Below are 13,554 nucleotides of genomic sequence, written 5' to 3' on the forward strand. Positions count from 1 at the left end.
CCGTCCGGTCACCTCACCCGCCGAGCGCCGCCTTGGCGTTCTTGTCGAAGTTCGCCAGGATCGCCTTCGGGTCGCCGTTGGCCAGACCCTGCAGGCCGGCCTCCAGGTCGCGCAGGACGCTGTCCATCTTGGGGGCGTTCACCGGGCCCTGGGCGTACGCGGCGCCGTCGATGAACGGCTTGTCCGCCGGGAACGCGCCGGTGTACTGGTCGCGGACGGACTGCCGGGACGGCATCACGCCGAACGCGGTCGCGAAGGCCATCTGCTGCTCGCCGCTGGTCATCGCCTCGACGAACTTGATCGCCTGCTCCTTGTACTTCGACTTGGCGGCGATGCCCCAGCACTGGGTGAAGGAGAGGGTGCCCTTGCCCTTCGGGCCGGCGGGCAGCTCGACGACCTTGTACTTCACGTTCGGGAAGTCGTTCTTCAGGGCGCCCTTGATCCAGTTGCCCTCGATGGTCATGACGGCCGCGCCCTTGCCGAACGCCTCACCCGACCAGCCCGCGTCGAGCTGCTTCGGGAAGCGCGCCAGCCCCTCGGTGACCAGGCTCTTGACGTACTGGAGGGCGGCCAGGTTCTCCGGGGTGTCGGCGGCGGGCTGCTTACCGTCGGCGCCCATCAGCCAGCCGCCGTTCTGCACCAGGAACGCGCCGATCCGGTCCCGGGTGTCGCCGAGCGCCAGCGGCACCTGCCCCTTCGCCTTGATCTTCCGCGCGGTGGCGGTCAGTTGCTCCCAGCTGGTCGGCACGTCGGCGTCGGTCAGCCCGGCCTTGGCCCAGAGGTCCGTGTTGATCTGGAGCGCCAGGGTGGAGAAGTCCTTCGGCGCGCAGTAGAGCTTGCCGTCGTAGGTGAACGTGCTGCGCAGGCTCTGGTAGAAGTCGTCGGTGTTGCTGATCTTGTCACCGTACGGCTCCAGGGCGCCGACGCTGGCGTAGTCGGCGAACCGGGCGGCGTCGACGTAGAAGACGTCCGGCGGGGTGCCCCCGGCGAGGGCCTGGCCGAGCTGCTGGGTGAGGTCCTGCGCGGGGGTCACGGTGGCGGTGTTGCCCGAGCCGGCGGCCCACTTCGCCGCCGCGTCCTGCACGGCCTTGGTCTCGGCGTCGCCGGAGGAGCCGATCAGGATCTGCAGGTTGGCCGGGCCGCTGGACTGGGCGGTGTCACCGGAGTTGTCGTCGAAGCCACTGCCGCAGGCGGCGGTGCCGAGCAGGGCGACGGCGGCGAGGCCGGCCACCGCCGCCCGGATGAGGGATCGGGATGCCATCGGATTCTCCTGGTGGGGGACGGGGGTCATGCGGTGTGCCGGGGCACCAGCGCGGGCTGGAGCAGCACGTGGTCGGTGGTCCGGTGGGTGCCGTCGAGCACCGCGGTGAGCAGCTCGACGCAGCGGGCGGCCGCCTCGCCCAGCGGTTGGCTGACGCTGGTCAGCCCCACGGCGGCGGCCACCGGGGTGTCGTCGAAGCCGATCACGCCGACGGCGGGATCGGCGGCGCGGGCGACCTGGAGGGCGCCCAGGGCGAGGGAGTCGCTGGCGCAGATCACGGCGGTCGGCGGTTCGGCGGTGGCGAGCAGTTCGCGCATCAGCCGCTCGCCCTCGGCGATGCCGTCCTCGGTCTCCCGGTGCTGCCCGGCCGGCTCGATGCCGGCCGCCCGCAGCGCCCGTGACCAGCCCGCGCGCCGGTCGTCACCGACCCCGGAGCCGGTCGGCCAGCCGAGGAAGCCGATCCGGCGGTGGCCGCGGGCCAGCAGGTGGCGGGTGGCGGCGGCGGTGCCGGCGGCGCCGTCCACGTCGACCCAGGGGTGCGCCTCGGGGGTGTCCCAGGGCCGGCCGAAGGTCACGAACGGCACCCCGCGCGCGGCGAGCCAGGCCGTCCGCGGGTCGCCGTGGTGGGTGCCGGTCAGCACGAAGCCGTCGAGGTCGTACGCGCTGAGCAGGTCGTCGTACGCGGCGATCTCGCGCTCGACGTCGGCGGCGGTGTAGAGCATGGTGCGGTAGCCGGCCGCCTCGGCGGCCTCGGTGAGCCCGTGCAGGAACCGGTCGAGCACCGACCCGTTGATGCCGTCGCGGGTCGGCTCGATCCGCACCGCGATCAGCCGGGACCGGCCGGTACGCATCTGCCGGGCGGCCTGGCTGGCCCGGTAGCCGAGGGCGTCGATCGCCTCCTGCACCCGCAGCCGGGTCTCCTCCCGCACGATGTGCGGGGCGTTGAGCACATTGGACACGGTCTGGCGGCTGACGCGGGCGTGCCGGGCCACCGTCGCGATGGTCACCTTTTCAGCCACTTGATCCCTCTCGCCGTCTTGAACGATCCAAATTAGATACGGCAGGATTAGATCGTTCAAGTTGCTGGAATGTTTCGCACTTTGCACCGCCTGGGGACCGCCTGTCAAGGGGCCGGTCCACCCGAGAAGGATCTGGAGCCACACCGTGACCGAACGCCACCTGCAACCCCTGCTGCACGACCTGGTCGGGGCGGTGCACGCCCCCACCAGCGCGCTGGGGGACGCGGCCGGGCAGATCCGCCCGGTCGGTGTCCAGGGGGTCTTCCACGCCGACGCCCGGGTGCTCTCCCGTGCCGAGCTGCGGGTCGACGACCGCGAGCCGGAGGGGCTGGCCCGGGGTGCCGCCGGCCCGCACGGCGTGCGCTTCGTGACCCTGGCCCGCTGGCTCGGCGACCCCACCCCCGACCCGACCGTCCGGATCGACCGCACCCGCCGGATCGAACCGGGTGGGCTCACCGAGGACCTCCGGGTCGTCTCCACCGCGACCACGCCGGTCCGGGCCACGATCAGCGTGCGGTTGGCCTGCGACCTGGCCCCGATCGAGGTGGTCAAGTCCGGCGGCGCCACCCCGGCGCTGCCGGCCCGGGCCGGGGGCCCGGGCGAGCTGGCCTGGACGGCCGACGGGACGGTGGTCACCGTCACCGGCGTCGACGCCGAGGTGCACGCCGAGCCGGCCGAGGCGCCCCGGCTCGCCTGGCCGGTCGAGCTGGCGCCGGGCGGCGAGGTCACGCTGCGCTGGCGGCTGCGGGTCACCGACCCCCGGGCGGCCGTGGTCAGCCCGCCGACGGAGGTCAGCTGGGCACACCCGGCGGTCCGGGCCGACGACCGGCGGCTGGTCCGGCTGCTCGACCGGGCGCTGGACGACCTGCGCGGGCTGCGGCTGGCCGACGCCGAAGCCCCGGCGGACGAGTTCCTCGGCGCCGGCGTGCCCTGGTTCCTCACCCTGTTCGGGCGGGACAGCCTCTGGGCCGCCCGGATGATGCTGCCGCTCGGCACCGACCTGGCCGCCGGCACGCTGCGGGTGCTGGCCCGCCGGCAGGGCACCCGGGTCGACCCGGCCACCGGCGAGGCCCCCGGCAAGATCCTGCACGAGCTGCGCCGGCACGAGGTCGCCTTCGGCGACGCCGGGCTGCGGCTGCCGCCGGCCTACTACGGCACCGTGGACGCGACCATGCTCTGGATCAGCCTGCTGCACGACGCCTGGCGCTGGGGCCTGGCCGCCGACCAGGTCGAGCCGCTGCTGCCCCGGCTGGAGGCGGCGCTGGGCTGGCTCGGCGAGCACGCCGACGCCGACGGCGACGGCCTGATCGAGTACGTCGACACCACCGGGCACGGACTGTCCAACCAGGGCTGGAAGGACTCCGGCGACGCGGTCCGGTTCCGCGACGGCCGGCTCGCGACCGCGCCGATCGTGCTGGCCGAGGTGCAGGGCTACGCGCACCAGGCTGCGGTCGACGCCGCCGACCTGCTGGACGCCTTCGGCCGCCCCGGCGCGGACCGCTGGCGCGGCTACGCCGACCGGCTCGCCCGGCGGTTCCGCGCCGCGTTCTGGGTCGACGGCCGCCACGGGCCGCAGCCGGCGCTCGCCCTCGACCGGGACAAGCGCCCGGTCGACTCGCTGACCAGCAACATCGGCCACCTGCTCGGCACCGGCCTGCTCACCGGCGACGAGGAGGCGCAGGTGGCCCGGCTGCTCGGCACCGAGGCGATGGCCGGCGGGTTCGGGCTGCGCACCATGTCGAGCGACGACGCCGGGTTCAGCCCGCTGTCGTACCACTGCGGGTCGATCTGGACCCACGACACCGCGATCGTGCTCGCCGGGCTGGCCCGGGCCGGCTTCCACGACACCGCGCTCGACCTGGCCGACGGACTGCTGGCCGCCGCCGAGGCGTTCGACTACCGGCTGCCCGAGCTGTACGGCGGCGACGACCGGTCGGTGCTCGGCCGGCCGGTGCCGTACCCGGCGGCGTGCCGGCCGCAGGCCTGGTCGGCGGCCGGGGCGGTGCTGCTGCTCCAGGCCGCCGCCGGGCTCTACCCGGACGTGCCGGCCGGCCGGGTCACGGTGGCCCCGCTGCCCGGCCTGGGCGGGATCGCGGCCGAGGGCCTGCGGGTCGCCGGCGCACCGGTCACCGTCACCGTGGACCGGGCCGGCCACGCCACGGTGACCGGCCTGCCGGCCACGCTGACCGTCGAGACGCCGACCCGACCGGCGGTGCCCGCCCAGCGGCCCGCCGGCAGCCCGGTCTCCCATTGAGGGCCGGGGCCGCCCCGGCCGGCGGTGGGCGACACCACCGCCGGCCCGGCGCGGCTCAGCCCGCGGCCGGAGCCAGTTCGGCGACCAGTTCGTCGTCCTCCATCGCCCCGGTGGGCCGGAAGCCGAGCGCGGTGTAGAGGCGGGCCGCGTCGATGTTGTCGGGGTGGTACGAGAGCCGCACCGGCTCGCCCTGCGCTGCCAGCCAGCCGGCGAGGGTGGCCACCGCGGCGCGACCGACACCCCGGCCCTGCTCGGCGGCGTCGATGACCATTCCGCCGATCCAGCGGGAGCCGTCGTCGTCGACCCCCCACATGACGTGCCCGACCACCGTCTCGTCCGCGTACACGGCGAGCGAGTTCCACACCTCGGAGCGCATGGTCAGCAGCAGGTAGCGGGCCGCCAGCGCGGGCACCCAGTCCCGCTGGTCGTCCCGGGGGGCGACGTCGGCCACCGCTCGCCAGTTGTCGTCGTCCACCGGCCGCAGGGTGACCCGGCGCCCGGCCCGGTCCCGTTCTCCCGAATCGATCACCGGGGCAGCGTAGGGGCCGCCCGAAGACCGGGCCAGCGATTTCAGTCCAGCAGGGCGTCCAGGCCCACGGTCAGGCCCGGGCGGTTGCGCACCGCGCGCACGGCCAGCAGCACGCCGGGCATGAACGAGGCCCGGTCGTACGAGTCGTGCCGGATGGTCAGCGTCTCGCCGGTGGTGCCGAAGAGCACCTCCTGGTGGGCGACCAGCCCGGTGGCGCGCACCGCGTGCACCCGTACCCCGTCGATGTCGGCGCCCCGGGCGCCGGCGACCTCGTCCCTGGTCGCGTCCGGCGCCGGGCCCAGCCCGGCCTCGGCGCGGGCCGCGGCGATCAGCCGGGCGGTGTGCGTGGCGGTGCCGCTCGGCGCGTCCAACTTGCGCGGGTGGTGCTGCTCGACGATCTCGACCGACTCGAAGTGCCGGGCCGCCCGCGCGGCGAACTGCATCATCAGCACCGCGCCGATGCCGAAGTTGGGCGCGATCACCACGCCGACGCCGGGCTTGCGGGCCAGCCAGCCGCGCACTCGCTCCAGCCGCTGCTCGGTGAAGCCGGTGGTGCCGACCACCGCGTTGATGCCCTGGTCGATGCACCAGTGCAGGTTGTCCATGACGACGTCGGGGGTGGTGAAGTCGACGACCACCTCGGCGCCGGCGTCGGAGGCGGCGAACAGGCCGTCGCCCTGGTCGACCATGGCCACCAGCTCCAGGTCGCCGGCCGCGTCGACGGCCTTGCACACCTCGACGCCCATCCGGCCGCGGGCGCCCAGCACGCCGACCCGGATCGGCTCGGCCGCGCCCTTCTCCTGCTCGTCAGTCACGGGGCACAACCTATCCCAATCGGGACGCCGCCACCCCGCGGGTGGGCCACCCTCCCACCGCCATCCGAACGAACCGCCACGGCCCGCCGGCGCGGCCCCCGGCGGTCAGCGGGCGGCGAAGTCGTGCTCGCCGAACGGGCCGACCACGGCCAGCGACATCGGCCGGCTCAGCAGCTCGGCGGCGAGGGCGTTGACGTCGTCCACGGTGACCGCGTCCACCCGGGTGAGCAGCTCGTCGACCGGCATCAGATCACCGTAGAGCAGCTCGCCCTTGGCCAGCCGGCTCATCCGCGAGCCGGTGTCCTCCAGGCCGAGCACGAACGACCCCTTCGACATGCCCTTGCCCCGGGCGACCTCCGCCTCGGTCAGCCCGTCGCCGGCCACCCGGGCCAGCTCGGCCCGGGTCAGCTCCAGCACCTCGTCGACCTTGCCCGGGGCGCAGCCGGCGTAGACCGCGAACAGGCCGGTGTCGGCGTACTGGCTGGCGTAGGAGTAGACCGAGTAGGCCAGGCCGCGGCGTTCCCGGATCTCCTGGAACAGCCGGCTCGACATGCCGCCGCCGAGCACGTTGTTGAGCACCCCGAGGGCGAACCGCCGCCCGTCAATGCGGTCGATGCCGGGGCAGCCGAGGATGACGTGCGCCTGCTCGGTCTCCTTCGGCTCGACCAGGGTGGTCGCGACCTTCGTGCGTACCGCCGGGGTGGCCGGCCGGTGCGGCGCCGGCGGCGCCGGGTCGGTGTCCAGCGGGGTGCCGCGCAGCGCCTGGCGGACCAGCTTGACCACGGCGGCGTGGTCCAGGTTGCCGGCGGCCGCGATGACGATCTGCGGCGCGACGTAGCGGCGCCGGTAGAACCCCTGGATCTGCCGCCGGGTCATCGGGGTGACCGTCTCCTCGGTGCCGGAGATCAGCCGGCCGAGCGGGTGGTCACCGTAGACGGCCCGGGCGAACAGATCGTGCACCTCGTCGCCGGGCTCGTCGTCGTGCATGGCGATCTCCTCGAGGATCACGCCCCGCTCGGTCTCCACGTCGGCCGGGTCGAGCACCGAGTCGGCGACCAGGTCGCACATCACGTCGATGGCCAGCGGCAGGTCCTCGTCGAGCACCCGGGCGTAGTAGCAGGTGTACTCCTTGGTGGTGAAGGCGTTGGTCTCGCCGCCCACCGCCTCGATCGCCGAGGAGATCTCCAGCGCGCTGCGCTTGCGGGTGCCCTTGAAGAGCAGGTGCTCCAGGAAGTGCGCGGCGCCGGACTGCGGGCCGGTCTCGTCCCGGGAGCCCACCGCTACCCAGATGCCGAACGACACGCTGCGCATCGCCGGGATCGCCTCGGTGAGCACGCGCAGCCCGCTGGGCAGCACGGTACGGCGCACCATACCGCCCAGCGGGTCGTCGCTCAGGGTCCGGGTGACCGCCCGGGCGGCGCCGCCGACGCGGGCGGCCCCGGCGGACCCGACCACCCCCCGTCGATCCGGCGGAAACGGCGCAGCTGCGGCCCGACTCACGTGGTGCTCCAGATCGACGAGGGGTGGGTGGTGCGATGGTCAGGCGTCAGCTGTGCCGGGTCCGGCGGCGCGGACGCTCGCCGCCCTCGCCACCCTCGCCCCGCTCCGGGCCACGGCCGCCCCGCTCGCCGCCGCGCTCGCGGTCACCCCGGTCGCGCGGGCCGCGGTCGCCCCGGTCCCGGCCGGCCGGCCGCTCGCCACCGGCGGCCTCGCCCGCGGCCGGCGCCTCGGCGCCCTCCGGGCGGACCTTGTCCAGGTAGATCTTGCCGCGCTGGTCGATGTCGGCGATCTCGACCTCGACCTTGTCGCCGACGTTGAGGAAATCCTCGACCTTCTCGACCCGCTTGCCGTCGCCCACCTTGGAGATGTGCAGCAGGCCGTCGCGGCCCGGCAGCAGCGAGACGAACGCGCCGAACGCGGCCGTCTTCACCACGGTGCCGAGGAACCGGTCGCCGACCTTGGGCAGCGTCGGGTTGGCGATCGCGTTGATCCGCTCCACCGCCGCCTGGGCCGACGGGCCGTTGGTGGCGCCGACGTAGATGGTGCCGTCGTCCTCGATGGAGATCTCGGCGCCGGTCTCGTCCTGGATGGCGTTGATGGTCTGCCCCTTCGGGCCGATCACCATGCCGATCTTGTCGACCGGGATCTTGACGGTGGTGACCCGCGGCGCGTAGTCCGACATCTCGGCCGGCGCCTCGATCGCCCGCTGCATCACGTCGAGGATGGTCTGCCGGGCCTCGTGGGCCTGCTGGAGCGCGGCGGCCAGCACGTCGGACGGGATGCCGTCGAGCTTGGTGTCGAGCTGCAGCGCGGTCACGAAGTCCCGGGTGCCGGCGACCTTGAAGTCCATGTCGCCGAACGCGTCCTCGGCGCCGAGGATGTCGGTCAGCGTGACGTACTGGGTCTTGCCGTCGACCTCGTCGGAGATCAGGCCCATGGCGATGCCGGCGACCGGCGCCTTCAGCGGCACGCCCGCGCTGAGCAGGCCCAGCGTCGAAGCGCAGACCGAACCCATCGAGGTGGAGCCGTTCGAGCCGAGCGCCTCGGAGACCTGCCGGATGGCGTACGGGAACTCCTCCCGCGAGGGCAGCACCGGGATCAGCGCCCGCTCGGCGAGCGCGCCGTGGCCGATCTCGCGCCGCTTCGGCGAGCCGACCCGGCCGGTCTCACCGGTGGAGTACGGCGGGAAGTTGTAGTTGTGCATGTAGCGCTTGGACTTCTCCGGGGAGAGGGTGTCCAGCGACTGCTCCATGCGCAGCATGTTCAGCGTGGTGACACCCAGGATCTGGGTCTCGCCCCGCTCGAACAGCGCCGAGCCGTGCACCCGCGGCAGCACGCCGACCTCGGCGGTCAGCGGGCGGATGTCGCGCGGGCCGCGGCCGTCGATGCGGACCTGCTCGCGCAGCACCCGGCTGCGGACCTCGGACTTGGTCAGCGACCGCAGCGCGGCGCTGAGCTCCTTCTCCCGGCCCTCGAAGCGCGGGCCGAGCTCCTCGGCCACCCGGGCCTTGATCCGGTCCAGGGCCTCCTCGCGGTCGGCCTTGCCGGCGATCTTCAGGGCCTCGGCGACGTCGCCGCGGGCCAGCTCGGCCACCGCGTCGTACGCGTCGTCGGAGTAGTCCAGGAAGACCGGGAACTCGGCGACCGGCTTGGCGGCCACCTCGGCCAGCTCGCTCTGCGCCCGGCACAGCTCGCGGATGGCGGGCTTGGCCGCCTCCAGGCCGCTGGCCACGACCTCCTCGGTCGGGGCGGGGGCGCCGCCGGCGACCAGCTTCACGGTGTGCTCGGTGGCCTCGGCCTCGACCATCATGATCGCGACGTCGCCGTCGGGCAGCGCCCGGCCGGCCACCACCATGTCGAAGGTGGCCCGCTCCAGCTCCTCGTGGGTCGGGAAGGCGACCCACTGGCCGTCGACGTGGGCCATCCGGGTGGCCCCGATCGGGCCGGAGAACGGCAGGCCGGAGAGCTTGGTCGACATCGAGGCGGCGTTGATCGCCACCACGTCGTACGGGTGCTGCGGGTCGAGCGCGAGGACGGTCTCGACGACCTGGACCTCGTTGCGCAGGCCCTTGACGAACGACGGGCGCAGCGGCCGGTCGATCAGCCGGCAGGTGAGGATGGCGTCCTCGCTGGGCCGGCCCTCACGGCGGAAGAACGAGCCGGGGATCCGGCCCGCGGCGTACATCCGCTCCTCCACGTCCACGGTCAGCGGGAAGAAGTCGAACTGCTCCTTGGGCTGCTTGCCCGCGGTGGTGGCGGAGAGGACCACCGTCTCGCCGAGCTGGGCGATGACGGAGCCGGCGGCCTGCCGGGCCAGCCGGCCGGTGGAGAAGGTGACCTCACGGGTGCCGAAGGACCCGTTGTCGATCACGGCGGTGCGGGACTGGGTGCCGAGGTTGCTCTCGGTCATGTGCGGTCGTGCTCCTTCGCATCGGGGGCCCACGACGCGGGGAGCTGCTCAGACGGCCGGTCTTCGATCGAAGCGCCCGGGTGGCGGCGAGATGCCGGGTTCCCGGGGGCCACTACCGGAGACCGGTACGCTGACCGGCTCCCTGTTCGGGTGGTCGCGCGGCCCTGTTCTTCTGTGGTGTGGAACGGGGGAGCGGCCTTGCGGCCACTCCCCCGTCACGTCACCGGCGCAGACCGAGCCGCTCGATGAGCGACCGGTAGCGGTTGATGTCCTTCTTCTGGACGTAGTTGAGCAGCCGACGGCGGCGGCCGACCAGCAGCAGCAGCCCGCGGCGGCTGTGGTGGTCGTGCTTGTGCACCTTCAGGTGCTCGGTGAGCTCCGCGATCCGCTTGGTCAGGACCGCGACCTGCACCTCCGGCGAACCGGTGTCGCCCTCGGCGGTCGCGTACTCCGCGCGGATCTTGGCCTTGGCTTCCTGGTCGAGCGCCATGTTCTCCCTGTTTCGTGGGTTGTTCGATGGTGTCCGTCGGATCGGTCAGGGGACCGGAAACGGACCGGTACCTCGCACCCGCGGCGTCGTGCAGGCACGCGAGGCCCCACGTCGGTCAGCCGACGTCCCCGCAAGACTACCAGCCCACCCGGGCCCCGGCCGGTCAAGGGCGGCGAACCGGGCGTCCGCGCCCGGCGACCGGCCGGCCGGGCGTGCTCAGCCGAGCGCCCGGCGGGTCCGCTCCACGTCCTGCTCGATCTGGGCGATCAGCGGCTCGACCGCGTCGAACCGGATCTGGCCCCGCAGGTGCGCCACGAAGTCCAGAGCCAGCCGTTCGCCGTAGAGGTCGCCGGTGAAGTCCAGCGCGTACGCCTCCACCCGCCGCTCCCGGCCGGAGAAGGTCGGGTTGGTGCCGACCGACACCGCGGCGGCCAGCGGCTCGCCCTGCCCGCGGCGCACCAGCCGGGCCGCGTAGACGCCGTCGGCGGGCACCGCGGCGTACCGATGGCAGAGCAGGTTGGCGGTGGGGAAGCCCAGCTCGCGGCCGCGCTGGTCGCCGCGGACCACCACCCCCTCCAGCCGGTGCGGGCGGCCCAGCGCGGCGGCCGCCGCGCCCACGTCGCCCGCGTCGACGCAGGAGCGGATGTAGGTCGAGGAGAAGACGGTGCCCGCCTCGGCGACCAGCGGGCCGGCCTCCACCCCGAAGCCGAAGGTGCGGCCGAGCCGCTCCAGCAGCGCCACGTCGCCGGCCGCCCGGTGCCCGAAGCGGAAGTTGTCGCCCACCACCACCAGTGCCGCGTGCAGGTGCTCCACCAGCACGTCGTGCACGAACGCCTCGGCCGGCAGCCGGGAGAACTCCGGGGTGAACGGCACCACGCACAGCACGTCGACGCCCAGTGCCTCGATCAGCTCCGCCTTGCGGGCCGGCTCGGTGAGCACCGCCGGGTGCGAGCCGGGACGCACCACCTCGGCCGGGTGCGGGTCGAAGGTGACCACCACCGACTTCACGCCCAGTTCCCGGGCCCGGGCCACGGCGTGCCCGATGGTCGCCTGGTGCCCCCGGTGCACCCCGTCGAAGACGCCGATGGTGACGACCGACCGCCCCCAGCCACCGGGCGCCGCGTCGTACCCCCGCCACCGCTGCATGCTGCTCCTGCTTCCTTTCACCGCTCACCCCTGTGCAGGGATGGGCGTGGTTGGATGATTCGCTCTCCGCCGTCGTTAGCCCGGCTAGAGTCCTGGATCGGCAGTCTGATCCGATGGCGATCGGCCCGTGCCCGCAAGATTCCCTTCACCCGCTTATGGGGGGTGTGGAGGGTGATGTCGGGGTCACCGTGTCTTCGCAGGACGTTGATCGCGGCGGCATGGTCCGCCTGCCACACGACCCCGCAACCGGTGCAGTGAAGCCGATCCCCGTCACGGTGGCCGAGGCCGCCGCATCGAGGACAAACTTGTGACGTGTAGGCGGCGTTTACCAGCACGAACGCAGAACCTCTGCGCTCCGACACATTCTCCAGCGCTTCGGCGGTGACACCCTTCGTCCATGCAGCGAGGCGCCGGCTCATGTTCTTGCCAAGCTTCTTGCGCCCGGCGAAAGTCTTGGTGAGGTCTTCGGCCACGACGAGGTTGGCCTTGTCGACCACGCTGTGGGCGGCTGTGAAGATCTCCGTCCGAATCTGGGCACGCCGCCGGGTAGCCTGTCGGTCCCGCTTTGCCGTGCCGAGGTTGTTCGCCTTGATGCGGGCGGCTTTGGCGTGCTTGCCACGCTGAGTGGCGTTGTTAGCGATCGAGCGAAGTTTCGCACGACGCCGGTTGCGCTGCGTCAGTCGGTCCGACGCGGCGGTCAGCAGCGCGCCTAGGTTGGCACCGTGGTGGTCGCCGTCGGAATCGGTGAGCGCTTCGGTGTAGCCCTTGTCGACACCAATTTTCCGGTCACCGCACGGTCGCCGCGACGACGGCATGTCCGCGGCGTCGTACTGGTAATGGACCTCGACGCGGCCGCCACGCAGGATCAGACGCAGCGTTCCCGACGGAGCGACTGTCGTGGACAGCGGAACCATGACCGGCTTGCGCGGTTCAAGGCCCGGGACGGCAAGCCACACGTTCCCGCCGTCGGTCAGGGTGTAGGTACGCGCCTTATCGGCACGCACGATGATCTGGTCGTGGGTGTGGTTCTTGCCCCGCCGCCAGCGCCTACGCATCAGCCGGGACAGGTAGGCGTCCTCGGCCCACCGGTCGGCCTTCAGCAGGGCGAACAACCGCTTCCGCTCGACCGGATCAACCGTCCGTCGGGCGACCGTGCGACGAACGTCAGCCTTCGCGGCCTCGCGGTTCGCGGCGATGTCAGCCATCGCATCACGGAGGGTCTCCTTCCACGCGTTCGCCGGCACCCCGAACCGCCATGCGGCGCCGTCGGCCAGCCACCGATCGCGGACCTGCCGGTCCCGCAACGCCGCTCCGGCGACGGAGCCGAATCGCTGCCACACCACGGACCTGACCCGGCCAAGGCGCCGCGCCTGCTCTAGCAGAGCAACATACTTGCCCGGGTTGAGGCGAGCCGAGTAGGCGATGCGGGTGACCTTCACCGGCCACCGCCTGGCAACTCGTCTTTCAGGGCCCTCTCGAAGCGACGCAGACCGCGAAGGCGGCACGAGAAGGTGTGCACGATCGAAAGTAGATCCTCAACAAGCTCCTGCTGCGGCGATAGCGACTCCTGGTTCGCCGCGATGATCTCGCAGTCGTTGCGGTTCGCGACATGCTCCAGGAAGTCGACCCCGAACCTGGCCAGTCGGTCTCGGTGCGCTACCACGATCGTGCTGATTTCGCCACGGTCCACGGCATCCATGAGCGCGAGGAGCTTCCTGCGGCGCAGGTTCATGCCGCCGCCGATCTCGGACACCCACTCGTCGACCGCAAGTCCACGGGCGAGGCAGAACTGCTCCATGGCTGCGACCTGCGCGGCGAGATCATTCTTCTGACCTGGTGACGACACCCGGCAGTAGACGACGGTCCGACGGGCCTGTTCGGCGAAGTTGGGTCGGAGGACCTTCCGAACGTCGCTTTCGTCGAAGTACCGCTGCCCGGATGGGGTGCGTTTGCCTACGAGGCGCCCCTCGGACTCCCAGCGGCGCACAGTGCTCGTCGACCGCCCGATACGCTCCGCGAACTCTCCTATCCGATAGATCTTGCCCACATCAGCGAACTATACGCAACAGTAGACAAGAACTCCCCCACTGATCGGCCCCTCCTCCGCCGGGCGCAGGCTGAGCGACCTGG

11 protein-coding genes are annotated in these 13,554 nt (G+C 72.7%); 1 reads left to right on the forward strand and 10 read right to left on the reverse strand.

Annotation, left to right across the window (positions count from 1 at the left end; translation table 11 throughout):
- Window positions 1-13 precede the first annotated feature (13 nt).
- Together FHX32_RS24550 and FHX32_RS24555 are read right to left on the reverse strand one after the other, a co-directional pair.
- Window positions 14-1,261 carry an extracellular solute-binding protein gene (locus FHX32_RS24550; RefSeq protein ID WP_167187756.1) on the reverse strand — a complete coding sequence of 416 codons (1,248 nt, stop codon included), beginning with the start codon at window positions 1,259-1,261 and terminating at the stop codon, window positions 14-16.
- A 26-nt stretch (window positions 1,262-1,287) separates the two neighbouring features.
- Window positions 1,288-2,280, reverse strand: a complete 993-nt coding sequence (locus FHX32_RS24555) for a LacI family DNA-binding transcriptional regulator (protein WP_167187759.1) — start codon at window positions 2,278-2,280, stop codon at window positions 1,288-1,290.
- Between the two features lie 145 nt (window positions 2,281-2,425).
- Here FHX32_RS24555 and FHX32_RS24560 point away from each other — a divergent pair, with 145 nt between their 5' ends.
- A complete protein-coding gene (locus tag FHX32_RS24560; RefSeq protein WP_167187762.1) occupies window positions 2,426-4,534 on the forward strand; it encodes a glycogen debranching N-terminal domain-containing protein in 2,109 nt (702 codons plus the stop codon).
- 55 nt (window positions 4,535-4,589) lie between these two features.
- Here FHX32_RS24560 and FHX32_RS24565 read toward each other — a convergent pair whose 3' ends face one another.
- From FHX32_RS24565 to FHX32_RS24600, 8 genes are all read right to left on the reverse strand, one after another.
- Complete coding sequence (locus tag FHX32_RS24565) at window positions 4,590-5,063, reverse strand: GNAT family N-acetyltransferase (RefSeq protein WP_167187765.1); 474 nt, start codon at window positions 5,061-5,063, stop codon at window positions 4,590-4,592.
- 41 nt (window positions 5,064-5,104) lie between these two features.
- Window positions 5,105-5,878 (reverse strand): 4-hydroxy-tetrahydrodipicolinate reductase, encoded by a 774-nt coding sequence (gene dapB / locus FHX32_RS24570; RefSeq protein WP_167187768.1) that lies wholly within the window; start codon window positions 5,876-5,878, stop codon window positions 5,105-5,107.
- A gap of 105 nt (window positions 5,879-5,983) precedes the next feature.
- Entirely contained in the window at window positions 5,984-7,378 is a 1,395-nt protein-coding gene (locus FHX32_RS24575; RefSeq protein WP_167187771.1) for a M16 family metallopeptidase, read from the reverse strand.
- Between the two features lie 46 nt (window positions 7,379-7,424).
- Window positions 7,425-9,788 carry a polyribonucleotide nucleotidyltransferase gene (locus FHX32_RS24580; protein WP_167187775.1) on the reverse strand — a complete coding sequence of 788 codons (2,364 nt, stop codon included), beginning with the start codon at window positions 9,786-9,788 and terminating at the stop codon, window positions 7,425-7,427.
- A 220-nt stretch (window positions 9,789-10,008) separates the two neighbouring features.
- On the reverse strand, window positions 10,009-10,278 hold the full coding sequence (gene rpsO, locus FHX32_RS24585) for a 30S ribosomal protein S15 (protein ID WP_043962418.1): 270 nt from the start codon (window positions 10,276-10,278) through the stop codon (window positions 10,009-10,011).
- A 216-nt stretch (window positions 10,279-10,494) separates the two neighbouring features.
- Window positions 10,495-11,424: a bifunctional riboflavin kinase/FAD synthetase gene (locus FHX32_RS24590; protein ID WP_167187778.1), complete on the reverse strand. Its 930-nt coding sequence runs from the start codon at window positions 11,422-11,424 to the stop codon at window positions 10,495-10,497.
- A 17-nt stretch (window positions 11,425-11,441) separates the two neighbouring features.
- Window positions 11,442-12,863 (reverse strand): RNA-guided endonuclease TnpB family protein, encoded by a 1,422-nt coding sequence (locus FHX32_RS24595; RefSeq protein ID WP_167187781.1) that lies wholly within the window; start codon window positions 12,861-12,863, stop codon window positions 11,442-11,444.
- Complete coding sequence (locus tag FHX32_RS24600; RefSeq protein WP_167187785.1) at window positions 12,860-13,471, reverse strand: IS607 family transposase; 612 nt, start codon at window positions 13,469-13,471, stop codon at window positions 12,860-12,862. Before FHX32_RS24600 ends, FHX32_RS24595 begins: the two co-directional genes overlap by 4 nt.
- Between the last annotated feature and the right edge of the window lie 83 nt (window positions 13,472-13,554).

It is taken from the genome of Micromonospora sp. CNZ280 (assembly GCF_011759515.1).

What these genes read in the sequence shown, in the direction of transcription:
- FHX32_RS24550 (WP_167187756.1), bottom strand. Translation starts at nt 1,261, where the DNA reads ATGGCATCCCGATCCCTCATCCGGGCGGCGGTGGCCGGCCTCGCCGCC.
- FHX32_RS24580 (WP_167187775.1), bottom strand. Translation starts at nt 9,788, where the DNA reads ATGACCGAGAGCAACCTCGGCACCCAGTCCCGCACCGCCGTGATCGAC.
- rpsO (WP_043962418.1), bottom strand. Translation starts at nt 10,278, where the DNA reads ATGGCGCTCGACCAGGAAGCCAAGGCCAAGATCCGCGCGGAGTACGCG.
- FHX32_RS24590 (WP_167187778.1), bottom strand. Translation starts at nt 11,424, where the DNA reads ATGCAGCGGTGGCGGGGGTACGACGCGGCGCCCGGTGGCTGGGGGCGG.